This is a genomic window from Streptosporangium lutulentum, assembly GCF_030811455.1.
GTDB classification, from domain to species: Bacteria; Actinomycetota; Actinomycetes; order Streptosporangiales; family Streptosporangiaceae; genus Streptosporangium; species Streptosporangium lutulentum.
In genome coordinates this window covers 1,943,099-1,966,162 of record NZ_JAUSQU010000001.1, presented here as the reverse complement: position 1 = coordinate 1,966,162, position 23,064 = coordinate 1,943,099, and the positions used below count along the sequence as shown (strand labels likewise).

At 70.1% G+C, this 23,064-nt stretch carries 21 protein-coding genes and 2 pseudogenes; 14 read left to right on the top strand and 9 right to left on the bottom strand.

Features of this window, described 5'->3' with window-relative positions; translation table 11 throughout:
• Positions 1–91: 91 nt before the first annotated feature.
• Positions 92–628: a winged helix-turn-helix transcriptional regulator gene (locus J2853_RS08245; RefSeq protein ID WP_307556374.1), complete on the top strand. Its 537-nt coding sequence runs from the start codon at positions 92–94 to the stop codon at positions 626–628.
• Here J2853_RS08245 and J2853_RS08240 read toward each other — a convergent pair whose 3' ends face one another.
• Positions 629–1,642: a saccharopine dehydrogenase family protein gene (locus J2853_RS08240; RefSeq protein WP_307556373.1), complete on the bottom strand. Its 1,014-nt coding sequence runs from the start codon at positions 1,640–1,642 to the stop codon at positions 629–631. It abuts the gene before it with no gap.
• A 297-nt stretch (positions 1,643–1,939) separates the two neighbouring features.
• On the opposite strand from J2853_RS08240, the gene J2853_RS08235 reads away from it, so the two are divergent.
• Positions 1,940–2,554 carry a TetR/AcrR family transcriptional regulator gene (locus tag J2853_RS08235; protein WP_307556372.1) on the top strand — a complete coding sequence of 205 codons (615 nt, stop codon included), beginning with the start codon at positions 1,940–1,942 and terminating at the stop codon, positions 2,552–2,554.
• A gap of 117 nt (positions 2,555–2,671) precedes the next feature.
• On the opposite strand, the gene J2853_RS08230 is transcribed toward J2853_RS08235, so the two are convergent.
• A complete protein-coding gene (locus J2853_RS08230) occupies positions 2,672–2,818 on the bottom strand; it encodes a hypothetical protein (RefSeq protein ID WP_307569046.1) in 147 nt (48 codons plus the stop codon).
• On the opposite strand from J2853_RS08230, the gene J2853_RS08225 reads away from it, so the two are divergent.
• The gene (locus tag J2853_RS08225; RefSeq protein WP_307556371.1) at positions 2,773–3,651 is read left to right on the top strand and encodes a haloalkane dehalogenase; all 879 of its coding nucleotides are present in this window, start codon (positions 2,773–2,775) and stop codon (positions 3,649–3,651) included. The genes J2853_RS08230 and J2853_RS08225 overlap by 46 nt on opposite strands.
• A 100-nt stretch (positions 3,652–3,751) precedes the next feature.
• The gene (locus tag J2853_RS08220) at positions 3,752–4,663 is read left to right on the top strand and encodes an NmrA family NAD(P)-binding protein (RefSeq protein ID WP_307556370.1); all 912 of its coding nucleotides are present in this window, start codon (positions 3,752–3,754) and stop codon (positions 4,661–4,663) included.
• 133 nt (positions 4,664–4,796) lie between these two features.
• Here J2853_RS08220 and J2853_RS08215 read toward each other — a convergent pair whose 3' ends face one another.
• Positions 4,797–5,747, bottom strand: a complete 951-nt coding sequence (locus J2853_RS08215) for an aminoglycoside phosphotransferase family protein (protein ID WP_307556369.1) — start codon at positions 5,745–5,747, stop codon at positions 4,797–4,799.
• Positions 5,748–6,031: 284 nt separating this feature from the next.
• Between J2853_RS08215 and J2853_RS08210 the strand changes: the two genes are divergently transcribed.
• The 3 genes from J2853_RS08210 to J2853_RS08200 all read left to right on the top strand — a co-directional run bounded on the left by J2853_RS08210 (position 6,032) and on the right by J2853_RS08200 (position 9,689).
• A complete protein-coding gene (locus tag J2853_RS08210; protein ID WP_307556368.1) occupies positions 6,032–6,574 on the top strand; it encodes a GNAT family N-acetyltransferase in 543 nt (180 codons plus the stop codon).
• A 480-nt stretch (positions 6,575–7,054) separates the two neighbouring features.
• Entirely contained in the window at positions 7,055–8,161 is a 1,107-nt protein-coding gene (locus J2853_RS08205; protein WP_307556367.1) for an RICIN domain-containing protein, read from the top strand.
• A 292-nt stretch (positions 8,162–8,453) separates the two neighbouring features.
• Positions 8,454–9,689 (top strand): NAD(P)/FAD-dependent oxidoreductase, encoded by a 1,236-nt coding sequence (locus tag J2853_RS08200; RefSeq protein WP_307556366.1) that lies wholly within the window; start codon positions 8,454–8,456, stop codon positions 9,687–9,689.
• A 36-nt stretch (positions 9,690–9,725) separates the two neighbouring features.
• On the opposite strand, the gene J2853_RS08195 is transcribed toward J2853_RS08200, so the two are convergent.
• Entirely contained in the window at positions 9,726–10,280 is a 555-nt protein-coding gene (locus J2853_RS08195) for a GNAT family N-acetyltransferase (RefSeq protein ID WP_307556365.1), read from the bottom strand.
• 51 nt (positions 10,281–10,331) lie between these two features.
• Here J2853_RS08195 and J2853_RS08190 point away from each other — a divergent pair, with 51 nt between their 5' ends.
• Positions 10,332–10,922, top strand: coding sequence for a TetR/AcrR family transcriptional regulator (locus tag J2853_RS08190; RefSeq protein ID WP_307556364.1), 591 nt, complete (start codon positions 10,332–10,334; stop codon positions 10,920–10,922).
• 226 nt (positions 10,923–11,148) lie between these two features.
• Here J2853_RS08190 and J2853_RS08185 read toward each other — a convergent pair whose 3' ends face one another.
• Positions 11,149–11,337, bottom strand: a complete 189-nt coding sequence (locus J2853_RS08185; RefSeq protein ID WP_307556363.1) for a hypothetical protein — start codon at positions 11,335–11,337, stop codon at positions 11,149–11,151.
• Between the two features lie 117 nt (positions 11,338–11,454).
• Between J2853_RS08185 and J2853_RS08180 the strand changes: the two genes are divergently transcribed.
• From J2853_RS08180 to J2853_RS08160, 5 genes are all read left to right on the top strand, one after another.
• A complete protein-coding gene (locus J2853_RS08180) occupies positions 11,455–12,909 on the top strand; it encodes an aminopeptidase P family protein (protein ID WP_307556362.1) in 1,455 nt (484 codons plus the stop codon).
• A gap of 43 nt (positions 12,910–12,952) precedes the next feature.
• A complete protein-coding gene (locus J2853_RS08175; RefSeq protein ID WP_307556361.1) occupies positions 12,953–14,137 on the top strand; it encodes an aminotransferase class V-fold PLP-dependent enzyme in 1,185 nt (394 codons plus the stop codon).
• A gap of 172 nt (positions 14,138–14,309) precedes the next feature.
• A complete protein-coding gene (locus J2853_RS08170; protein WP_307556360.1) occupies positions 14,310–14,774 on the top strand; it encodes a (2Fe-2S)-binding protein in 465 nt (154 codons plus the stop codon).
• A complete protein-coding gene (locus J2853_RS08165) occupies positions 14,771–16,978 on the top strand; it encodes a molybdopterin cofactor-binding domain-containing protein (RefSeq protein ID WP_307556359.1) in 2,208 nt (735 codons plus the stop codon). Before J2853_RS08170 ends, J2853_RS08165 begins: the two co-directional genes overlap by 4 nt.
• A 258-nt stretch (positions 16,979–17,236) precedes the next feature.
• Entirely contained in the window at positions 17,237–18,085 is an 849-nt protein-coding gene (locus J2853_RS08160; protein WP_307556358.1) for a hypothetical protein, read from the top strand.
• A gap of 128 nt (positions 18,086–18,213) precedes the next feature.
• Here J2853_RS08160 and J2853_RS08155 read toward each other — a convergent pair whose 3' ends face one another.
• Both J2853_RS08155 and J2853_RS48120 read right to left on the bottom strand, forming a co-directional pair.
• A complete protein-coding gene (locus tag J2853_RS08155) occupies positions 18,214–19,353 on the bottom strand; it encodes a hypothetical protein (RefSeq protein ID WP_307556357.1) in 1,140 nt (379 codons plus the stop codon).
• A gap of 152 nt (positions 19,354–19,505) precedes the next feature.
• A pseudogene (locus J2853_RS48120) lies at positions 19,506–19,640 on the bottom strand (IS256 family transposase); the annotation flags it as partial.
• 105 nt (positions 19,641–19,745) lie between these two features.
• On the opposite strand from J2853_RS48120, the pseudogene J2853_RS08150 reads away from it, so the two are divergent.
• Positions 19,746–20,527, top strand: a pseudogene (locus J2853_RS08150) (IS5 family transposase).
• 77 nt (positions 20,528–20,604) lie between these two features.
• On the opposite strand, the gene J2853_RS08145 reads toward J2853_RS08150, so the two are convergent.
• Positions 20,605–22,056, bottom strand: coding sequence for an NAD-dependent succinate-semialdehyde dehydrogenase (locus J2853_RS08145; protein ID WP_307556356.1), 1,452 nt, complete (start codon positions 22,054–22,056; stop codon positions 20,605–20,607).
• A complete protein-coding gene (locus tag J2853_RS08140; protein ID WP_307556355.1) occupies positions 22,056–23,030 on the bottom strand; it encodes an alpha-ketoacid dehydrogenase subunit beta in 975 nt (324 codons plus the stop codon). The genes J2853_RS08145 and J2853_RS08140 overlap by 1 nt, the downstream gene beginning before the upstream one ends.
• Positions 23,031–23,064: the final 34 nt, after the last annotated feature.

The following is a 23,064-nucleotide window of genomic DNA, read 5'->3' as shown; positions in this document are numbered from 1 at the left end:
GACAGGTTCAGTTCACTGACTGAACTAAAACTGGTGGAGACCGTAGCACGCCCTAGTTCACTCAGTGAACTAGGGGAGATAGAATCGCGACATGACACTCCCCAGTACCTACACGGACCGCAACTGCTCGCTGGCACGGGCATTGGAGATCGTCGGAGAGCGGTGGACGCTCCTCATCATCCGCGACGCGTTCTTGGGGGTGCGTCGATTCGGAGACTTCGCCACCCAACTGAAGATCCCCCGCGCCGTCTTGACCAGCCGGCTGAAGTTCCTCGTACAGGAAGGCGTGCTCGCACGTGACGACGATGCGGCCAAAGGCGTCGAGTACCGGCTGACCGCCAAGGGCGTCGGACTGTGGCCGGTCGTGCGCACCCTGATGGGCTGGGGAGACGCGTTCTACTCTCCCACCGGAGTGAAGCGCACCGAGCGCCACGATCGGGACGGAGGCCTTCTCGACCACGAGGGACGCTGCGAAGATTGCGGCTTGGCCGTCCCGGTCCCGGAGATCCGGATCGAACCCGGGCCCGGGTTCGATCCGGCGAACTCCGATCGGGATCCCGTGTCCAACGCGATCAACACACCACGACGACTCCTTGAGCCGATCATGGCGGCGCGGACGCGGACGTGATCAGCCCGCTGTGCCCGAGGGGGCCGCCGGGAGGGGGACGGTGGTGATGCCGACGCCGAACGCGCGCAGGCGGCTCAGCGCGCGCACCGGGTCGATCGCCGTTTCAGGGAGGACCACCCCGGCCCCCGGCGGCAGGGCTCCGTCCAGGCCGAGGACACGTTCGATGCCGATGAGCACTCCGAGGGCGGTCAGATGGGCCTGCCCCAGCGGGTCGCTGACCACCGTGCGAAGGGCCGCCGGCATGTCGCGGTCGTCCCGGCCCCACAGGTCGGCGTAGATCTCGTGGGACGCCGTCCCGCCGGCGAGTGTGCCGCACGAGTCGCCGACCCCCAGGTCGAAGCGGACGTTCGGCGCTCCGGTGACCGCCGCCAGCGCCGGGACGTCGAGGACACCCATGGGCCGGGCGTCGAATGCCGGCGGGCCGCCACGGTCGACGGTGCGGATGTCGGCCGTCGGCTCGACGTTCTCCCAACGTCCGTCGCGGCGGAGGAGTGCCCGGTCGAAGAACTCCCTGCTGTCGCCGGTGGTCATCGGTCCGGTGGGGTCGGCCCGGTCGAACAGGGCGGCCAGTTCGACGCGCTCGACCCGGCCGAATTCCCGCGCGGCGGCCAGCGTCGCGAACGTCGTGACCCCCGCCTGCCAGTGCCCCATGATCATGGCTGGGCGCTGCGCCAGGTCAGCCGCGGCGATCATGGTACGGCCGACGTTGTCCGCCTTGCGCACAATCCCGAGGTGCGCGGATCCGGCCCGCAGCGTCGCCCTCAGCAGATTGTCGTCCGGGTCCTGCACCAAGGAGACGACCAGGTCGACCGGCCCGGCCGCGGCCAGCCCGGCCTCGGCGTGGCCGGTGTCGAACTTCACGACGCGGGCTCCCGACTCGCGAGCCGGCACGGCGGCCTCGTCGGGACGCCGCCCGCCGATCACCACGTCGAGGTCGTGCCCTGCCGCACGCAGGTGACGGACGGCCCATCCGCCGACGAGCCCGTAGCCGCCGACGACAAGTATGCGATGCATCATGTGGTTCCCGAAGGGAGAAGAAGAGAGGTACGCCGCCGCCCAGGCGGGCGACGTGGCGTGCGCCGGCCGCTCCGTACGCCGGGCTGCCGGAACACAAGGGTCCTGCCCGAGGCGGACGGCGACGATAAGTTACGTTTGGTAAGTTACCATTGGTAGGTTACTTGTCAAGACCCCCGGGAGACCCGCGCCCGCCGCCGCGGAGGCGACCCCGCTCAACGAGAGGCAGGGCGGGAGCGGAGACCGGAGAAGTAAGCTACTTTCCGTAGGTTGTCGGCAGCGGGCGGAGGAAAACACGTGGCCGGACGTCGGCTGTCGCGTGAGAAACGACGTCTGCAACTGCTCGACACGGCGATGGCGATCGTCCGGTCCGAGGGCGCCGACGCGCTGACACTCGCCCGGGTCGCCGAGGAGGCCGGCGTCACGAAGCCGGTCGCCTACGAGCACTTCGAGACGCGGGCGGGATTGCTGGCCGCGCTCTACCGGCGCGTCGACGACCAGCAGACCGAAGCCGCGACCACGGCGCTGCGCGCGCGGGCGCGTTCGCTGGAGGAGACCGTACGAATCCTGGCCGAGGCGTACATCGACTGCGTACTGCACATCGGCAAGGAGTTCGGTGCGGTGACCGCGGCACTCTCCTCGATCGCCGGCACCGAGGAACTGCTGAGGGAGGGGCGGGAGCGCTACGCCGGGCTCTACCTGCGCGCCGTGGAGCGTTTCGCGTCCCTGCCGGCAAGCGAGGGGATGACACTGATGCTCGGCGTCGTCGGCGCCGCCGAGGCGCTGGCCCGCGAGGCCACCGCCGGCCGCCTGAGCCGGGCGGAGGCCGTCCGCGCGACCGAACGCATCATGCTGGGAGCGGTGAACGCCGCCGGGTACGCCGCGGCGGAACGCGAGACGACGCCCCGCTGATCCTCGCCGCGCCCGTGGCCCCGGGCCGCCGATCGCTGTAGCGCCGCGACATCTCGTCGCGCGAGAAGACCGGGTGCCGGACGTTCTCCGCCGAGGCCCGTCAACGGCGCACAACGATCAGATGGTCGAAAAGATCAGCCCCACGGCCGCGCCGCCAGTGCCGCCGACGATGGAGAAGTCCCGGTCCCACCAGTGCAGTTCACTCACCGAACTGACGTGTGTTACGGTGGCCACCAGGGATAGTTCGGTCAGTGAACCAGGCATGTCGAGCTCCGGGATACTGCTCCGTTCATCCGGCCGGAACACCGCGACGACGTGGTTCGAGCGCCTACCTGTGGCGCAACGTCATGCCACACCTCGAAGGACTGGGCCGGCTGATCGCCTGCGACCTCGTCGGGATGGGCGACTCCGGCAAACTGCCCTCCTCCGGCCCGGATCGCTACTCCTACCGGGAGCAGCGAGATCATCTGTTCGCGCTCTGGGAACACCTCGGCATCGGCGATGACGCCGTGCTCGTCCTGCACGACTGGGGTTCGGCACTCGGCTTCGACTGGGCGTTCCACAACCAGGACCGGGTCGCCGGCATCGCCTACATGGAAGCCATTGTGGCGCCCCTGACCTGGGACGACTGGCAGGAGCACGCGCGACCGACCTTCCAGGCTCTTCGTTCCCCCGCCGGCGAATCCATGGTGATCACCGACAACGCGTTCGTCGAGCAGGTGATGCCGATGGGGATCCTCCGGGACCTGAGCGAGGAGGAGAAAGCGGTCTACCGAGCGCCCTACCTCACCCCGGGCGAGAGCCGTCGCCCCACGCTGAGCTGGCCGCGCCGGCTCCCGATCGACGGCGAACCCGCCGACGTGGTGCGGATCGTCGAGGAGTACGGCCGATGGCTGGCCACGTCCACGGTGCCCAAACTGTTCGTCAACGCCGACCCCGGCGCCATCCTGATCCGCAACCCGCGCGAATTCTGCCGGACCTGGCCCAACCAGACCGAAGTGACGGTGCCGGGCAGGCACTTCGTCCAAGAGGACAGTCCGGATGTGATCGGCGCCGCGGTGGCGGACTTCGTCCGCGGCATCCGATCGGGTGAGTGACCGGACCTCCGGGCCGCTTCGCCGTGTGAACGGCGGCGCGGGCGACCGCGGAGGTCCCGCCCTCTGGACGGCAACTCGCAGTTCCACGAAAGGTGTTCAGATGACCGACGACGACAGGCTGTTCCTGATCACCGGCGCGACCGGCAGGACCGGGGGCGGCACGATCGACCTGCTGCTGCGGCGGGGTCACCGCGTCCGGGCGATGGTGCACCGCGAGGACGCGCGCTCCCGCTCGCTGGCCGAGGCCGGCGCCGAGGTCGTCGTCTCGGACTTTCACGACCTGGACGGCGTGACCGCGGCTCTGCGGGGCGTCACCGGCGCCTACCTGTGCCACCCGATCCTGCCGGGCCTCATCGAGGCGACCGTCTACTTCGCGCAGGCGGCGACCGAGGCCGGCGTCCGGTCCGTGGTCAACATGTCGCAGATCTCCGCACGCCGTGAGGCGGGCAGCAACGCCGCCCAGGAGCACTGGCTGTGCGAGCGCCTGCTCGACCGGACCGACCTGCTCACCACGCACCTGCGGCCGACCTTCTTCGCCGAGTGGCTGAAGATGTGGTGGGAACTGCGGGGCGGCGAGGGGTACCTGCGGCTTCCGTTCGGCGAGGGCCGGCACGCGCCGATCGCCGCGGCCGACCAGGCCCACGTGATCGCCGCGGTGCTGCTCGATCCCGAGCCGCACGACCGCGCGGTCTACACCCTGCACGGCCCGGTCGAACTGAACCACCATGACATCGCCCGGGCCATGTCCGGCGCGCTCGGCATCCCGGTGCACTACGAGCCGATCAGCGTCGAGGAGTTCGCCTCGGCCATGACGGAACGCGGTCTGCCCGCGCACCTCGTCCAGCACCTGAGCAACGTCGCCGTCGATTACCGGAACGGCGTGTTCGCCTGCACGAACGACAACGTCGAGAAGGTCGGTCATCGCGTCCCGCTGTCCGTCGAGCAGTTCGTCACCGAGAACAGGCCCGACTTCGACACCAGCGGCCCCAACTTCGTCCCCGCCCTCGGGTGACGCCGAGCGGAGCGCCGCAACGGGCCGGGAACGTCGTGGCCGAGCCGTACGCGTGCCTGAAGCGGGCTCGACCGGCGACGTGAACGGTGTTCCCGCGCTGTCGGCGGCATTCCCACGACCGGTCGAGGTCGGCCTATCGATCTGCTGCCGCCGGTGCGGCGGGAGGGCTCCCTGCCGAGTACTCGGCGAAGATCTCGGTGAGGACGCGCCGTGCGTTCAGCGCCGGCTCGCCGGTATCGCCCAGGGCGTGAGAGCAGGTGACCATCGTCTTCCAGAGAGCCCAGCCGCGCCCGCGCGCCCACCTCGCATCGTCAACGGACAGTCGCTCGCGGAACGCCTGGCGACCGTCGGCGGTCAGCGATGTCCATGCGATTGCCAGGTCGCAGGCCGGGTCGCCGACGCCGCACGTGCCGAAGTCGATGACAGCCGCCAACCGCCCGTCGTTGAGCAGGAGATTCCCCTGGGCGAGGTCACCGTGGAACCAACCGTCCACTCCGTCCCAGCGCGCGTCCAGTGCGGCCTTCCAGATCTCGCGCGCCAGGTGGACGTCGACGTGGCCGTCCAGTTTCGCCAGCGCGCTCTCGAAGTGCCCCTCATAGGTGCGCAGCGTGGCGCCCCGGAACCAGTTGTGCTTTCCCGGCCGGGGGCCGTCAGCGGTGTCGACGCTCTGCAGGGCCGCGACGAAGCCGGCCAGGTCGACCGCGAATCCGACCGGATCGGCGATCCGGTCGGTGCTCGCAGGCTCGCCGTCGAGCCACTGGTAGATCGACCACGAGAAGGGGTAGCCCGCACCTGGCTCGCCCTTCGCCAGCGGGACAGGAATGGGCAGCGGAAGCCGGGAGGCGAGCGGCGGAAGCCACCGGTGTTCCTTTTCGACCGCCAGGGCGTACTCGGATGCGCTGGGCAAACGCATCAGCATTCCGTCGCCGAGGTGGAAGGTCCAGTTATCCCAGCCGCCGTTGGCCACGGGCTCAATCGGGAGGTGCGCCCACCGAGGAAACTGTCCGGCGATGAGCTGACGGGCCTGCTCCGTGTCGACCGTGATGCGCTGGGGCATCGGACCGAGATCAGGTATATCGCTCAACGAGACCTCCCTATCCGGCGATGGACGTGAGTGTGCGACTCAGGACATTGCTTGCCGCTTGAGTACACCCCATCGCGCTCCCATGATCAATTTAGGCTGAGTGGCATCGGACCTGCCTGTCGGAGTGCGGCGGACCGGATGCGGCCGATCCGGTCGCCGATCTCCCCATATAGTGCACTCACGAAGGTGTCCAGGTCTGTCGGCACAAATGGACCTCGGGCGCCTTCGCCGTGTCCGGGGGATCGGATGCCCGAAGGCGTCCGGCTGAGGGGGATCGATCGGCGATGAGGCTGGAAACCGAGCGGCTGGTGCTGCGCCGCTGGCGTGAGGAGGATCTGGAACCGCTGGCCGCGATCGACGGAGATCCGGAGGTCATGCGCTTCATCGGTGACGGCTCCGTCCGCACCAAGGAACAGACCGCGACCGCGCTCATGTCCATGGAGCGAGGGTGGGACGAGCGTGGCTTCGGGATATTCGCCGTGGAACTGCGCGAGACCGGAGAGCTGGCCGGTTGGGCCGGGCTGACGATCCCCGGCTTCTTGCCCGAGGTGCTGCCTGCGGTGGAGATCGGCTGGCGGTTGGGACGGCCTTTCTGGGGGCGGGGCATCGCCACCGAGGCGGCCGGAGCGGCACTGCGTTTCGGATTCGCCGAAGCGGGCCTGGATCGGGTCATCAGCATCTGCCACGTCGACCACCACGCGTCCGCCCGCGTCATGACGAAGCTGGGCATGCGCCAGGAGCGGGAGACGGTGGTGCCCGCCCACGGGCAGCCGGTGCGAGTCCTGGCGATCACCCACGGTGAGTTCGACGTCCTTCACGGCGGCTGATCCACAGGCCGACGCTCGGCTCTCTCGCTTCGGACGCGCTCGTCCGGGCAACCCGGCCTGGCCGGTGCTGATTTCAGAGGCGTTTACCGGCGTTTATTACAAGATTGACACAGAAGAGCTATTCATCTTTGATGACTAACGCCGCACTTTGTTTGGTCTGGCCCGGCAACCGGTTCCGTTGTGGAGTCGCAGTGATGGCACGATGGCGCCTTCCTCCGATGATTCTGTACCGCCCGTCGGCGCGGCGGCCGACCCGGCGGTCGTGGCCGTGATCCCGGATTCCGCCGAGCCGGTGAATCCAGGCCGTCACGCGACCGGCCGCACCCTGCCCTGATACCCGGGGCCGCCTCGGCGGCACCGACCGACAGCGGACCTTTCCACCCCCCTGAACGACGCACCCGCCCCTGCCTCTGCAGATCCCCCCCTTCCACGACGGCCTGTCGAGGTCCTGCCGGGACGGTGCATACGAGAGGACCAGCCATGCGATGGAACTTCAGGCGGTTCTGGGCCGCCGTGCTCGGGCTCACCCTCGCCGCCGGGTTGACGGCGGCCACCGCCGCGCCGGCGCGCGCCGAGTCGAACGGCGGCGTGCGGGTCATGCCGCTCGGTGACTCCATCACCGACGGGTTCAACATCCCCGGCGGCTACCGCGTCAACCTGTGGCAGCGGATGGTCTCGGGAGGGCACACGGTCGACTTCGTCGGCTCCGGGTTCAACGGGCCCGCCGGTCTCGGCGACCACGACCACGAGGGCCACTCGGGGTGGCGGATCGACCAGATCGACGCGAACATCGTCGGCTGGCTGCGGAACTACACCCCGCGCACCGTCCTGCTGCACATCGGCACCAACGACATGGGCCAGAACTACGACGTCGCGGGCGCGCCGGCCCGCCTGTCCGCGCTCATCGACAAGATCCGGGCCAACGCGCCGACGGTCGAGCTCTTCGTCGCGCAGGTCACACCGGCCGCCGACCCGGCGTTCGAGGCGCGGATACGGGCCTTCAACGCCGCCGTCCCCGGCATCGTCGCGCAGAAGGGGCCGATGACCCACCTGGTCGACATGCACTCCGGGTTCACCACCGCCGATCTCGCCGACGGTCTCCACCCGAACGCGGCCGGCTACGACAAGATGTCGGCGCGCTGGTTCGCCGCTCTGCAGTCCGTACCCGGCAGTCTCACTCCGGGGACCCCGCCGGTCGGTGCCGCCGTCTCGCTGTCCAACCCTCAGTCGAACCGTTGCCTGGACGTCTCGGGGGCGAGCACCACCGCCGGCGCGCAGGTGCACATCTGGGACTGCCACGGCCAGACCAACCAGCGCTGGACCCGCACCGCCGCCGGGGAACTGCGCGTCTACGGCAACCGCTGCCTCGACGTGAACGGCAACGGCACGGCCAACGGCACGAAGGTCCAGATCTGGACGTGCAACGGCGGGACGGCGCAGAGGTTCACGTTCGCCGCGAACGGCGGCATCGTGGGCGCCGGGTCGGGCAAGTGCGTCGACGTGGCGGCGAGCGGGACCGCGAACGGGACACCGGTGCGGCTCTGGGAATGCAACGGCACCGGGGCGCAGCGCTGGTCCGTACGGTGATCGCCGCCGTGGAGGCGTTCGCGTGCCCGGCCGGCCGCGGCGGTCACGAGGCGCCGTTCGCCCGAGGGTGCGAAAGCAGTACCGACCTACCGTGAGCGGCCGATGAGGGTATTTCACTGACAAGTGACGGCCATATTCAGAATGTTCGCCAACGGTCCGGTGGGAACCGGCGTGTCACCTTGTTCGACCGACGACGAAGGGCGTTGAATGACCGGGTTATCACGGATGCCGCCGCGCTCGCCGCCGTCGCGGTGTTCAGCGAAGACCTGCGGCGACGCAGGAGCCTGACGCCATGTCCGCATCCGCTGCATTCCTGATCGCCGGTGGTGGCCTCGCCGCGGCCAAAACCGCCGAGGCGCTGCGTGATCAGGGCTTCGACGGCCGGATCCTGCTGGTCGGCGATGAGCGCGATCTGCCGTACGAGCGGCCGCCGCTGTCCAAGGGCTACCTGCAGGGAAAGACCGGGCGCCAGAAGTTCGTCGTCCACGACGACGCCTGGTATCGCGATCATGACATCGAGCTGCGTTCCGGCACCGCGGTGACCGGCATCGACCGGAGCGGCCACCAGGTCACCCTGTCCGGCGGCGAGAGGATCGGCTACGACAAGCTGCTGCTGGCCACCGGGGCCTCGCCCCGCCGCCTGACCGTTCCGGGCGCGGACCTGGACGGCGTGCTGTACCTGCGCACCGTGCGGGACAGCGAGCGCATCCGCGACACGCTGGCCGCCGTGTCCCGGGTCGCGATCATCGGCGCGGGCTGGATCGGCCTGGAGGTCGCCGCGGCGGCCAGGGCCGCCGGGGTGCGGGTGAGCGTCCTGGAGGTCGAGAGGCAGCCGCTGCTGCGCGTCCTCGGCTCCCGGATCGCGTCCGTCTTCGCCGACCTGCACCGCGACCACGACGTGGATCTGCGGCTGGGGACCCAGGTCTCCGAGATCACGGGCGAGCACGGGAAGGTGCGGGGAGTACGGCTGGCGGACGGCACCCACCTCGAGGCGGACGCGGTCGTCGTCGGCATCGGCGCGACCCCCAACACCGAGCTCGCGGCCGCCGCCGGGCTGGAGGTCGAGGACGGCGTACGGGTCGGCGCCGACCTGCGCACCTCGGACCCCGACATCTTCGCCGCCGGCGACGTCGCCAACGCCTACCATCCGCTGCTGGACACCCACATCCGCGTCGAGCACTGGGCCAACGCCCTCAACCAGCCCGCCGTCGCCGCCCGCGCCATGCTCGGGCGGGACGCCTCCTACGACCGGTTGCCCTACTTCTACACCGACCAGTACGACCTCGGCATGGAGTACACCGGCCACACCCCGCCCGGCCACAACAACGACGTCGTCGTCCGGGGCGATCTCGGCTCCCGCGAGTTCATCGCGTTCTGGATCGATGACGGCAGGGTGACGGCCGGCATGAACGTCAACGTCTGGGATGTCACGGACCAGATCCAGGCGCTGATCCGCTCGGGCGGCCCCGTCGATCGCGACAGGCTCGCCGACCCCGGCGTCCCTCTGCACGAGGTGACCGCCGGCTGAGTCGCCGGCGAGGTCGCGGTCGGACCGGGTGCTTCGCTACGGCTTCCACTCCTCCGCCAGCAGCGACCAGACCTCCGTGTCGTGGCGTACCCCCCGATGCGGGTAGGACTGGCGGAGGACTCCGTCGAGCCGCATGCCCAGGCGCCGGGCCACGTTGCTGCTGCGCACGTTGGCCGGGCTGGTGCGCCATTCGAGCCGGTGCAGGCCGCGAACGGTGAAGGCCCAGTCGACGAGGTGCCGCACCGCGGCAGTGACCAGGCCATGGCCCTGGCCCGCCGGTTCCGTCCACACGCCGATCTCCCCGATGCCCGACTCGGTGTCGAACCTGACGAACATGGTTCCGCCGACCAGCGTGCCGTCCAGCCAGATGCCGTACAGCCGCTTGGTGTCGGCGGCCTGGCCGTCGGCGTAGCGCTGGAGGGTGGCCCGCGCGCCGACCGGGTCGGAGCTCGCGGCCGCCCACGGTATCCACGGGTCGACCGTGGCGCGGGCCCGCTCGATGTGCTCGAAGAACTCGGTGCTCTGCCACGGTTCCAGAGGTCGGAGTTGCGCGTCGTGGCCGGGGCCTGCGGGCAGGGACAGGGCGAACATGCGGGGACCTCACCTCGTACATAACAAATGTTTGGTATGTACCCTAATGCCATGTCACCGAGCAAGGAACGCTGGGATGCCCGGCGCCAGGACGTGTCCGCGGCGGTCTGGCGCGTGATGGCCACGCGCGGTTTCGCCGGACTGACGCTGCGTGCGGTGGCCACCGAGATGGGCGCCTCGACCGGGTTGCTGACGCACTACTTCCCGAACAAGCGGGCCCTGGTGGTGTACGCGCTGGACATCCTGGGGGAGCGCACGCACGGCCGGCCGCGCCAGGCGCCGCCCGCCCCCGGCCTGGCGGCGTTGCGGACCGCGCTGATCGACATCCTGCCGCTGACGCCCGACGGCACCGCGAACAACCGGATCTGGGTCGCCTCGTGGGACGTGGCGCTGGCCGACGCGGAACTGGGCGCGGACCAGGCGGCACGGTACGAGGGCATCCGGGCGAAACTGCGCGAGCACATCGCGGTCGCGCAGGAACGCGGCGAGCTGCCCGGCGGGGACGGCGACGACCTGGCCGCCGCGGCGATCGCCTTCACGCACGGGGTGGTCGTGCAGGCGCTGTTCGACCCGGCGGCGTTCCCCCCGAAGCGCCAGGTGGCGCTGGTAGACCGCTTCCTGGCCGGCCTTGCCCAGAGCTGATCAGGTTGGGCTCCGCCCGATCGCGCGAGCGTCGTGGTGACCGGTGAACGACCCTGACGGGCGGGCCGGTAGCGCACTCCTCGGGGTGGACCTGCAATCCGTCGCAGGTCCAGCCCCGTCACCATCAACAGGTTCAGCAACTCCAGGACGTCGTCGATCATCTTGGTCTCCAGCCGCCGCACCGTCGCCACCAGCGTCGCCGACTGCCGCGCAGGCAGGTGTTTCCTCAACTGCGCCGAACGGACCGCCATCCCGTAGCGGCCAGTTCAGCCACCCGCCGCTGCGGCACCATCTGGTTCAGCTTCAGTTTTCCCAGGCCCGCGCCGGCGATCTCCGCCACCAGGTCCAGCGCCATGACGATCGACGGGCCCGAGGCCCGCAACGGGCCCGTGCGCCACGTTCCAAATCTCTCCACCCCCCTCCTCCTCGGAGGCCCATTTGTGCCTATCTTTTGCTATTGCAAACTTATGGCAATAGTACATACTTGCTGATCGCGGCTCACGGAGGTGGGTACGCAGGACTGGAGGTACTGATGTCGGACCAAGGAGTGAGCCGGTTCGCGACCGCGCGTACGGCCTCGCACGACCCGGACTTCCCGCAGAAGCTGCTGGAGTTCATGCGGGCCGGGTGGCTGGACCATCCGATCGAGGTGCGGCCCCAGCCGGCGGTGACCCATTACGCGCGACGCCGCGCGGCGCTGTCCGACGCCTTCCCCGGAGAAACGCTCATCATCCCCACCGGGCCGACCAAGGTACGCGCTAACAACACGCTCTACCGCTTTCGCCCGGGAAGCGACTTCGCCTACCTCACCGGCGATCACGATCCGGACAGCGTACTGATCCTGCGGCCGAGCGGCGACGGCCACGACGCCCTCCTGTACACCAGGCAGCGCTCCTCTCGGGAGACCGATGAGTTCTTCCGTGACAGGGACGGCGAACTGTGGGCCGGCCGCCGTCGTACTCTGGCGGAGAAAACGGGCGAACTGGGCATCGACACGGCCCCGCTCGCCGACCTCGACACCGTCCTGACCCGCTGCGCGCCGGGCCGCACCCGCGTGCTGCGCGGCCTGGACCCCCGGGTCGACGCGGCCGTGCCCGCCACAGGCACCCGCGACCGTGAGCTCGCGGCGGCGATCTCCGAACTGAAGCTCGTCAAAGACGAGTGGGAGATCGCCCAGTTGCAGGACGCGATCGACGCCACCGTCCGCGGCTTCGAAGACGTCGCCCGCGTGGTGCCGGCCGACCGCGGTGTGTCCGAGCGCCTCATCGAAGGCGTCTTCGGCCTGCGCGCCCGCCACGATGGCAACGACGTCGGATACGGCTCGATCGTCTGCGCAGGCCCGCACGCCACGATCCTGTCCTGGAAGCGCAACGACGGCCTCACCGTGCCCGGCCAGTTGCTGCTGATGGACATGGGTGTGGAGAACAACCACCTCTACACCGCCGACGTGACCCGCACCCTGCCCGTCTCGGGAACCTTCTCCCCGCTCCAGCGCGAGGTCTACGACATCGTCTACGCCTCCCAGCAGGCCGGCATGGAGGCCATCAAACCGGGCGTGAGGTTCGCCGACGTCCACCTCACCTGCATGCGTGTGCTCGCCGAGGGCCTGGTGGAGCTGGGCGTGCTGCGGATGAGTGCCGATGAGGCGATGGATCCCGCCTCCATGCTCTACCGGCGCTGGACGCTGCACGGCTTCGGTCACATGCTCGGCATCGACATGCACGACTGTGCGGCGGCCCGCCCGGACCGCTACCGCGAGGGCGAACTCAGCGAGGGCAACGTACTGACCGTCGAACCGGGGTTGTACTTCCAGCCCGAGGACGGCCTGGTTCCGGCCGAGCTCCGCGGGGTCGGCATCCGGCTGGAGGATGACATCCTGGTCACCGCCGAGGGCGCGGTCAACCTCTCCGCCGGCCTGCCACGGCGGTCCGGGGAGGTGGAGGCCTGGCTCGCCGCCCAGCGGGACGCCGGCCCGCGACTGCCCTGAACCCCGCCGCCACCTCACCATGACGAACGCGAACAGGAATGCCATGCCGATACCAGTGGACGTGACCCGCGCCCGCCACGACACCCCCGGATGCGCCGAGGTCGTGCATCTCAACAACGCCGGCGCGGCACTTACTCCGGCTCCGGTGCTCGACGCCGTCATCGATCACCTGCACCTGGAGGCACGGCTTGGCGGCTACGAGGCCGCCACGGCCGCGGCCCCGAAGGTGAACGCCGTCTATGAGTCGATCGCCCGCTTGATCGGTTGCCGGCCGCACGAGGTCGCCGTGGTCGAAAACGCCACCCGCGCCTGGGACATGGCCTTCTACGCGATGCGCTTCGGGCCCGGCGACCGTATCCTGACCTCCCGCGCCGAGTACGCCAGCAACGTCATCGCCTTCCTCCAGGTCGCCCGCCGCACCGGCGCCCACATCGAGGTGGTCGACGACGACGAGCATGGCCAGCTGTCGGTCGAGGACCTGGAGCGGCGCCTGGACGACGACGTCAAGCTCGTCGCCGTCACCCACGTCCCCACCCAGAGCGGCCTGGTCAACCCCGCGGCCGAGGTCGGCCGGCTGACCCGCGCCGCCGGCGTCCCGTTCCTGCTCGACGCCTGCCAGTCCGTCGGACAACTGCCCGTCGACGTGCAGGAGATCGGCTGCGACATGCTGTCAGCCACCGGGCGCAAGTTCCTGCGCGGGCCGCGCGGCACCGGCTTCCTCTACGTCTCCGACCGGCTCGTCGAAACGATGGAACCGCCCTTCCTCGACCTGCACGCCGCCACCTGGACCGACGCACAGACCTACGACATCCGCCCCGACGCGCGCCGGTTCGAAAGCTGGGAGACCAACTACGCGGCCAAGATCGGCCTCGGCGTCGCGGTGGGCTACGCCCTGGACTGGGGTATCGAAGCGATCGAGGAACGCGTCACCTCTCTGGCCACACGGCTCCGGCACCAGCTCGCCCAGCTGCCCGGAGTGACCGTCCAGGACCGAGGCCGGCGCCTGTGCGGAATCGTCACCTTCACCGTCGACGGCGTGCCCGCCGCCGACGTCCACCGCCGTCTCACCACGGCAGGCATCAACACCGGCGTCTCAGCGATCACCTCTGCCCGCTACGACCTGGGAGCACGCAACCTCCCTGCGGTGGTGCGGGCATCGGTGCACTACTACAACACCGACGAGGAGATCGACACGCTGTGCGCAACGCTAGGCTCGCACCGAACCTGACTACAACCGAACCTACGTAATTCTCCTCAAGCCATACCCGGCCCCCGCCGGCTCTGGGACCCCGAACCGAGTGACGTTCGCATGGCCCCCTTGACGTGTGGCATTCTTACGGGACATCGTTGGCAATCGTTTGCAGGAACATATGAGTGCTCACAGAGGGGGCCGAGACGACGTGACGCATGAGATGACCGTCAACGGGGTCAGGCGTTCGGTCGGCGCCGACGCGGAGACGAGCCTTCTGCACGTCCTCCGGGAGGATCTCGGCCTCAAGGGGCCGCGCTTCGGGTGCGGAGCCGGGCTGTGCGGCGCGTGCTTCGTACTGCTCGACGGGCATCCGACGCCGTCCTGCGACACCCCCCTCTGGGCGGCCGAGGGCAAGGACGTCGTCACCGTCGAGGGGCTCGGCGACCTCGACACCCCCCACCCGCTGCAGCGCGCCTTCCTCGACGAGCAGGCCGGCCAGTGCGGGTACTGCCTGTCCGGAATCCTGGTCAGCGCCGCCGCGCTCCTCGCCCGCAACCCCGAGCCGGACGAACGGGAGGTGGCCGAGGCGCTCGACCGCAACCTCTGCCGCTGCGGCGCCCAGCGGCGCATGATCCGTGCCGTGATGCGCGCCGCGAGGGAGGACCGCCGATGACCTCGCCCGGTTCCCTGCCACGGGGCATCGCGGCGAACCCACGGGTGTCGCAGTGGCTCACGATCCACGACGACGGGACCGTCCACGTGTTCAGTGGCAAGGTCGAGCTCGGGCAGGGCATCCTGACCGCCCTGGGCCAGGTCGCGGCCGACGAGCTCGGGATCGCCCCGCATCGCGTCCGGGTCCTGCCGGCCACCACCGCCTCAGGACCGGATCAGGGCCTCACCGCGGGAAGCATGTCGATCGCCGACTCCGAGGCGCTGCGCGTGGCGTGCGCCGAGGCCCGCGCCCTGTTCGTCCAGCGGGCCGCGGCGGCGTTCGGAGCCGGCGCGGACGAGGTGGTCGTGGCGGACGGCGTCCTGCGGGATCGTGACGGCACCTGGAAGACCTCCTACTGGGAGCTGGCGGCGGGCGTCGACCTCGATCGGGAGATCCGGGGCCTCGCCTCGCCGAGGCCCGTGACCGGGCACGCCGTGGTGGGCACGAGCGCCGCCCGCGTCGACCTGCCGGACAAGCTGACCGGACGGCCGCGTTTCATCCACGACCTCTCCCTGCCCGGACAGCTCGCCGGCCGCGTCGTACGGCCGCCGTCTCCGGCCGCGCGGCTGCTCGCGTTCGACCCCGTTCCCGTGGAACGGCTGCCCGGGGTCGTCGCGGTCGTCCGCGACGGAGACTTCCTGGGCGTCGTTGCCGAGACGGAGACCGGGGCGGAGAGGGCGGCCGCCGCGCTGCGCCGCGCCTGCCGGTGGCGGCAGGAGGATTCCCTGCCACCGCAGGAGTCGATGCGGGCGGTGCTGCGCGGCGCGGAGACCGAGACGACCGTGGTGCGCGACGACGGCGCCGGACCCGGGACGGCCACGGCACGCGAAGGCGGCGCCGGGTCCGCGACCGCCGCAGCGGGTGACGACGAGCTGGCCGAGGACGAGCCGGCCTCGACGGCCACCTCGAGGTCGGCGACCTACACGCGCGGCTTCATCGCCCACGCCTCCATCGCGCCGAGCTGCGGCGCCGCCCGGTGGGACGAGGACGGGCTCACCGTCTGGTCGCACAGCCAGGGCATCCACCCGCTGCGCCGCGCCATCGCCCGGGCCGCCGGAATCGACGTCGCCACCGTGACCGTGCACCATGTCGAGGGCGCCGGCGCCTACGGCCACAACGGCGCCGACGACGCCGCCTACGACGCCGTGCTCCTCGCCCGCGCGGTCCCCGGCAGGCCGGTGCACGTGGTGTGGAGCCGGGCGGACGAGCTGACCTGGAGCCCCATGGGTTCCGCGATGGTCGCCGACGTCGGCGCGGACCTGGCTCCGGACGGACGGCTCCTGTCGTGGACCTACGACGTGTGGAGCTACGGGCACACGGCCCGCCCGGGATACGCGGGATCCCCGGGGCTGCTCGCCGCGGCGCACACGGAGCGGCCCCACCCCCTCCCCCCGTCCGCCGATCCCGTACTCGCGGGCGGTGGCGGCACCGCGCGCAACGCCGTTCCCCTATACGTGATCCCGCGTCGTGCCATCAGGGCGCATCGCGTCCTGACGACGCCGATCCGCACGTCCGCGCTGCGGACGCTGGGCGCCTACCTCAACGTCTTCGCGATCGAGTCCTTCATCGACGAGCTCGCCGCCGCGGCCGGACGCGACGCGCTCGAGTACCGCCTCGCGCATCTCACCGACCCGCGGGCGCGGGAGGTCGTGGAGCGGGCGGCCCTGGCCGCCGGCTGGCCCGGACGGCCAGGACCGCCCGGGGAGGACGGCGTCGCCTGCGGCATCGGCTTCGCGAGGTACAAGGACAGCGGCGCGTACTGCGCGGTGGTCGCCGAGGTGGAGGCGGTGCGCGACGTCCGCGTGCGCCGGCTCACGATCGCCGTCGACGTCGGCCGCGTGGTCAATCCCGACGGCGTCGCGAACCAGATCGAGGGCGGGGCGGTCCAGTCCGTGAGCTGGACCCTCAAGGAGCGGGTGCGGTTCGACCGGACCCGGATCACCAGCGACGACTGGGAGAGCTACCCCATCCTCCGGTTCACCGAGGTGCCGGAGGTCGTGGTCGAGGTGATCGACCGGCCGGACGAGCCGTCGGTCGGCGCCGGCGAGGCGGCGCAGGGCCCCACCGCGGCGGCCGTCGGCAACGCGGTGGCCGCCGCGGTCGGCGTGCGGGTCCGGGATCTGCCGATCACCGCCGAGCGGATCGTCGCCGCCATGGACGACTAGGGCCTGTTCGGGATTCAGATCGTGATGTTCGCCTGCGCGGTCCAGCGCGATCGCCTGCAGGGCTTCTCGAACAGGGAGATCACGGAATGTGTGCCTGAACCACTATTCGGCCGGTTGGCCAGCGGGGTCTTCAGATGGGCCCAGGTCTGTTCGACGGGGTTGAGCTCGGGGACGTAGGGCGGCAGAACCGGGCGGTGGTCTTGTGACGCGGATCATGCTGTGGTGCCATGAGGGCCGAAGCCGAAGAGAAGGGGCCTCATGACCGATCAGCCGTTCCAGCCTCCGCAGAGCGTGCGCACGGAGGCGGGCAGCACCGTGCCGTATCCAGAGGTCGTCGGCCCTCGCGGGCAGCGGTTTCAGGTGCTGAGCCTAGCCCTGGCCTTCACGTCCGGGCTGGTCGTCCAAGCGAACCAGCCCGATTCGGACGACTCAGAGTCGAGCGAGTCGGGAGACGAGGCCGCCGAACTGCCGTCCCACGCGATCGGCTCTTTTGGGGTCGACTTCAACGCGACCGTAAGGTTCGTCGGGAACGAGGCATGGAAGATCGGCTGGGTGCAGACCGTCGAGTCGGCCGACTTCTGGGTGCTCTATCGGAACGGCGCGCGCGCCGCCCGGCAGCGCACGAAGCTGCCGCAGCGCATGCGGGACAGCGACACCCGCAAGGGCTGCTGGTACGGGGACGAGTCGCGCGAGAAGGCCGACCCCGCCAAGCCTGTCACCATCTCATTGATGGACGATCCGGTGGTCCCCTTCCACCACCCCCGCCACACCGGCGGGCCCGGCCTGGCGGCCCTCGTCGACTGGACGCCGGCCGGATGCGGCGGGGAGAAGGAGTTCTGGACATGGCTGGTCGCCGTCCGGGAGGACGCCAACCACCAGCCGATGGATGTGGTCTACCTTCACCACACCCACTGGAAGGTCATGTTCGACTGCGTGATCCACGGCGACGCCGACAAGCCGACCGCGAACGTCCCCGCCACGTCTGGGGTGGTCCTTCTCAGCGAGGGCGTCGGGCAGGGCGGGGCGACGCCCGCCCTCGACGGGCGCGGAGTCCTCCCGCGGGACGAGGTCAACCAGGTGGAGGACCTGCCCGACGAACAGCAGTGACGCTCAGTCCGCGATGTCGGTGAGGGCGATGACTCGGTCGAGGTGGAGATGGGCGAGGAGAGGGGATGCCACCCGGCTGCCAGGAGACCCGACCTGAGGGCAAGCTCACCAGCCGCGTACGAGAGGGCTCAGCTGCTGCACAAAGCGAAGACCTTATAGACTCGATCACTACTCCATGAGTCGAAATTGTAGGCGTGCGCATACCAGTACCGGGCGACATCGCCATCGCTCGTGCCGGCAGTGGTGCCGCTGGCGTCGAGCGGGCCGCTGATCAGTATGTAGTCATTGACAGGAGTAGTGGGTGTGCCGACTCCGCCGCCCGTGACGCGCCGCCCGGAAGGGCACTCGGCAACGGCGCCGCGCCTGCCACTGGCTGGCACATTGAACGCGGTGGCCTCGATGACCGCGTCTGAGGTTGCGGAGCAGAGTGCGAACACCTTGACAGTCCGGGGGGGTCCGCCTTCCGTCGTCCGCCACGACGCATACCAATACCGGGCGATGTCGCCGTCGTCGGTGGCGGCGGTGGTGCCCGTTTCGTCGAGGGGGCCGCTGTGCTGCATCTGCCACGATGAGCCCGCTAGATAGCTGTGATCGACGTACGGAAAGGTCGTGCCGAGTCCGCCGCCGACGAGGCGACGGCCCGCTGGGCACGTCGCAACGCCATGGCCGCCATAAGAGGTCATCGATGGTGTGACCGTGGTGGCCTCGATGACCGCGTCGGAGTTGGCCAAGCAGAGGGCGAACACCTTGTAGATGGTCGGCGGATCTTCGCGTAGGCCGCGATTATAGACAGCCGCGTACCACGATGTGGCGATGTCGCCGTCGTCGGTGGCGGCGGTGGTGCCCGTTTCATCGAGCGGACCGCTGACCAGCACTGTCGAATGGACGTTCGTAGCGGTTGTGCCGACGCCTCCCCCGGTTACCCGAGTACCCGGCGGGCATGTGACGACCTGACCACGCTGAGCACCACCCCCCAACGCGAATGTTGTCTCCTCGATGATCGCATCTCCGCCCGGCGCGGCCTGCGCGGGGGAGGCCGTAACCAAGCTGCCCGCTGTACCGAGCATCAACGCAGCGATGGCCGGAAATATCCGGCCAGCTGCGGAAAAAGACCTAGTACGGCGGGCGACGTTTTGCACTTCGGTCGTGGATGCGGCTCCGATTCTGCGGATTCTTCTTATGACGTTTTTTTCGTTGGAAACTGCCGCTCGCTGATCAGATGGAGCTTGCCGGTATGGCCTATCTAGACCTAAGTCGCTGCGCTTCATGATCTTTTCCTTGGTGTCGCATCCCGGTCGAGCCCGTGCTCGCCGGGGTTGGTGGTTCGCTGCTGCGCCCATCCGCGGGCAGACGTTCTGAGCGAACGGTCACGTCCAGCGGAGTGGTGTATGAGCCGATCTCCGCATGATCCTTTTGCAGGTTAAGCGGTAAGTGTCTGCGGGACGGGATTCCGTGGCGGCGTGTCGCCGCAGGTCACCCGTAGCCGGGCCTTAGCCTGCATGTCCAGGCCCATGTAGCGGCGGGCCTCGATCCACTGATCGGTCTGCTCAGCTAGGGCCTGTTCGGGATTCAGATCATGATATTCGCCTGCGCGGCGCCGTCCGGCCTTGGTAGAGCACAAGGCATGGCGCGTGGTGACCTCACCGATGACAAGTGAGCCCTGATCGAACCTCATCTACCGCTGGGCGAGCCGGGCCCGATTCCGGACCTGCGGCGGCAGTTCAACGCCGTGATGTGCAGGTTTCGTACCGGCAGCCCGTGGCGGGATTTGTCCGACGAATACGGCTCGTGGTCCACTGTCTATGACCGCTTCCGCTCCTGGGCGACCGCGGGTGTCTTCCAGAACCTGATGCACGCAGTGATCGGCGAGGCCGCCGCCCGTGGGCGGGCAGACTCGACCTGGTCAGCGTGGATTCCACGACGGCTCGTGCGCACCATCACGCCGCCGGGACGGCACTCGATCCGCAACCGCTGCAGGAGGTGGAAAAGACAGCCGAGGAGGAAAAGGGGCTCCGCGAAAGGGACACAAGGCCCAGGCACAGGAGTCAGCCGACAGCCCCCGGCTTCACCGCGGTGCCGGCCCGTATCACGGTGCGCGTCCCCATCGGCCGTCCCCGCACCCGTCCCGGCGCGGTCGCCGCCGACAAGGCCTGCTCCTGTCTCACCGACCGCGCCCACCTGCGCGACCGTGGCATCAAGGCGGTCATCCCGGAAAAGAGCGACCGGGCGGCCCATCGCACAAAGCGGGGCTCACGCGGTGGCCGTCCGGTCCGCCACGACGAGGCGTTGTACGCGGAGCGCAACACGGCCGAGTGCTGCATCACCCGGATCGAGGAATGGCGTGGGCCGGCCTTCCGCTTCGACGAGACCCCGGAAAGCCACCTGGCCGGGCTCCACCTGCGAGGCGCGATCCCATGGATCCGAAACCTCCGCCCCACCTAAAGATCCGAACTTCGAACAGGCCCTAGCGCCGCCGCCCCGCGCCCGGCGGCGCCGCGTCGGCGGCCCATGGTGGCGGTTCACCACCGCACCGCCACGTACTTGGACTCCAGGTAGTCGAGCAGGCCGTCGTGGCCGCCCTCGCGGCCGATGCCGCTCTGCTTCACCCCGCCGAACGGCGCCGCGGGGTCGCTCACCACGCCCCGGTTCAAGCCGATCATTCCCGCCTCGAGCGCCTCGCCCACCCGCAGCCCGCGCGCCAGGTCGCCGGTGTAGACGTACGACACCAGGCCGTACTCGGTGTCATTGGCGAGCCGGACGGCCTCGTCGAGGTCGTCGAAGACCACGATCGGGGCGACCGGCCCGAAGATCTCCTCCCGGAGGATCGCCGAGGAGGGGTCGACGTCGCCGAGGACGGTGGGCCGGTAGAACCACCCTCGCCGGTCCACCGGACCGCCTCCGGCCAGCAGCCGGGCGCCGTCGTCGACCGCGCCCTCGACCAGTGCGCTCACCTTGTCGACGGCGGCCTGGTTGACCAGCGGTCCGACCTGCGTTCCGGGTTCGAGCCCCGGCCCGACGACGAGGGCGTCCATCGCGGCGGCGAGCCCCTTCGAGAACTCCCCGGCGACCCGGCGGTGGACGTAGAAGCGGTTGGCCGCGGTGCACGCCTCGCCGCCGTTGCGCATCTTGGCGAGCATCGCGCCGGCGACGGCCGCCTCCACGTCCGCGTCGTCGAGCACGAGGAACGGCGCGTTGCCGCCCAGCTCCATGGACGTGTTCACCACGCGGTCCGCCGCCTCGCGCAGCAGGACCCGGCCCACCTCGGTGCTTCCGGTGAAGGAGAGCTTGCGCACCCTGGGGTCGTGCAGCATCGCCGACACCACCGCCCCGGAGCGCCGTGACGGCACGATGTTGACGACGCCGTCGGGCACCCCGGCCTCCGCGAGGATCGCGCCGATCGCGAGCGCGGTCAGGGGCGTGTCGCCGGCGGGCTTGAGCACCATGGAGCACCCGGCGGCGAGAGCCGGTGCGATCTTGCGGGTCGCCATCGCGGCGGGGAAGTTCCACGGGGTGACGAGGACGCACACGCCCACCGGCTGGTGCAGCACGAGGATGCGGTTGGCCCCCGCCGGGGCCGTGGAGAGGGAGCCCGTCGCGCGCACGGCCTCCTCCGCGTACCACCGGAAGAACTCCGCGGCGTAGGCGATCTCTCCCCGCGCGTCCGGCAGCGCCTTGCCGTTCTCCAGCACGACCAACGCGGCGAGCGGCTCCGCGCGTTCGGTCATCAGCGTGAACGCCCGCCTGAGCACCTCCGCCCGCAGGCGGGGCGGGGTGGCGGCCCAGGCGGGACCGGCGTCCGCGGCGGCGGCAACGGCGGCCGTCGCGTCCTCCACCCCGCCGTCGGCGACCTGGGCGAGGACCTCGGTGGTGGCCGGGTCGTGCACGTCCATCACCGAACCGGCGCTCGCCGGCCGCCACCGGCCGCCGACCAGCAGGTCCGTGGGGGCGAGGGCGAGCGCCTCGGCGCTCATCACTCCATCACCTTCCGTACGGTGTCCACGATGCGCGTGACCGAGGGGATCGTGGCGTCCTCAAGCGTGTCCGAGGACGGGAGCGGGACGTGCGGGGTGGTGATCCGGATCGGAGGTCCGTCGAGGTCGTCCCAGATCTCCTCGACGACGACCGAGACGATCTCGGCGCCCCAGCCGCACAGCCGGGGGTTCTCCTCCACGGTGAACAGCTGCCCGGTCCGGGCGACGGCGTCGAGGATCGTCGCGGTGTCGAGCGGGACCAGGGAGCGGACGTCCACGACCGTCGCGTTGACGCCCGCCGCGGCGAGCGCGTCGGCGGCCTTCAGCGCCCGGGGCACCATCGCGGCCAGCGCGAGGATCGTGCAGTCGGTTCCCCGCCGCCGCACCTTCGCGGTGCCCAGGGTGTCGACGATCTCCCCGTCGGGGACCTCCCCCTTCGTGGGGTACAGCCCCTTGTGCTCGAAGAACATCACGGGGTCGGGGTCACGCACCGCGGCCGCGAGCAGGCCGACGACGTCCTCGGGCGTGGACGGGGCCACCACCTTCAGGCCGGGCACGGCCATGGCCCAGTTCTCGAGGCTCTGCGAATGCTGGGCGCCGAACCGCAGCCCGCCGCCGTTTCCGGTCCGGATGACCAGCGGGAGCGAGATCTGCCCATTGGTCATGTAGCGGGTCTTGGCGATCTCGTTCGCGACCAGGTCCCAGCACACGGCGAGGAAGTCGGAGAACATGATCTCGGCGATCGGGCGCAGCCCGGTCATCGCCGCGCCCATCGCGGCGCCGAGGATGGCCTGTTCGGAGATGGGCGTGTCGGCGACGCGCAGCGGCCCGAATCTTTCGAGCAGTCCTCCGGTCGCCTTGAACACGCCGCCCGCCGCGCCGACGTCCTCGCCGAGGAAGACCACCCTGTCGTCGCGTTCGAGTTCTTGTGCGATGCCCCGTGCCACGGCGTCGCGGTAGGTCATCAGCGTCATGCCGGGTTCCCTTCGGCGCGGGTGTCACGGTCGA

Bases quoted from the DNA above. Each gene is read 5' to 3' on its own strand.
- J2853_RS08245 (WP_307556374.1), top strand. From the start codon at position 92: ATGACACTCCCCAGTACCTACACGGACCGCAACTGCTCGCTGGCACGG.
- J2853_RS08240 (WP_307556373.1), bottom strand. From the start codon at position 1,642: ATGCATCGCATACTTGTCGTCGGCGGCTACGGGCTCGTCGGCGGATGG.
- J2853_RS08230 (WP_307569046.1), bottom strand. From the start codon at position 2,818: ATGCCTGGTTCACTGACCGAACTATCCCTGGTGGCCACCGTAACACAC.
- J2853_RS08220 (WP_307556370.1), top strand. From the start codon at position 3,752: ATGACCGACGACGACAGGCTGTTCCTGATCACCGGCGCGACCGGCAGG.
- J2853_RS08210 (WP_307556368.1), top strand. From the start codon at position 6,032: ATGAGGCTGGAAACCGAGCGGCTGGTGCTGCGCCGCTGGCGTGAGGAG.
- J2853_RS08205 (WP_307556367.1), top strand. From the start codon at position 7,055: ATGCGATGGAACTTCAGGCGGTTCTGGGCCGCCGTGCTCGGGCTCACC.
- J2853_RS08200 (WP_307556366.1), top strand. From the start codon at position 8,454: ATGTCCGCATCCGCTGCATTCCTGATCGCCGGTGGTGGCCTCGCCGCG.
- J2853_RS08195 (WP_307556365.1), bottom strand. From the start codon at position 10,280: ATGTTCGCCCTGTCCCTGCCCGCAGGCCCCGGCCACGACGCGCAACTC.
- J2853_RS08190 (WP_307556364.1), top strand. From the start codon at position 10,332: ATGTCACCGAGCAAGGAACGCTGGGATGCCCGGCGCCAGGACGTGTCC.
- J2853_RS08180 (WP_307556362.1), top strand. From the start codon at position 11,455: ATGTCGGACCAAGGAGTGAGCCGGTTCGCGACCGCGCGTACGGCCTCG.
- J2853_RS08175 (WP_307556361.1), top strand. From the start codon at position 12,953: ATGCCGATACCAGTGGACGTGACCCGCGCCCGCCACGACACCCCCGGA.
- J2853_RS08165 (WP_307556359.1), top strand. From the start codon at position 14,771: ATGACCTCGCCCGGTTCCCTGCCACGGGGCATCGCGGCGAACCCACGG.
- J2853_RS08160 (WP_307556358.1), top strand. From the start codon at position 17,237: ATGACCGATCAGCCGTTCCAGCCTCCGCAGAGCGTGCGCACGGAGGCG.
- J2853_RS08155 (WP_307556357.1), bottom strand. From the start codon at position 19,353: ATGAAGCGCAGCGACTTAGGTCTAGATAGGCCATACCGGCAAGCTCCA.
- J2853_RS08145 (WP_307556356.1), bottom strand. From the start codon at position 22,056: ATGAGCGCCGAGGCGCTCGCCCTCGCCCCCACGGACCTGCTGGTCGGC.
- J2853_RS08140 (WP_307556355.1), bottom strand. From the start codon at position 23,030: ATGACGCTGATGACCTACCGCGACGCCGTGGCACGGGGCATCGCACAA.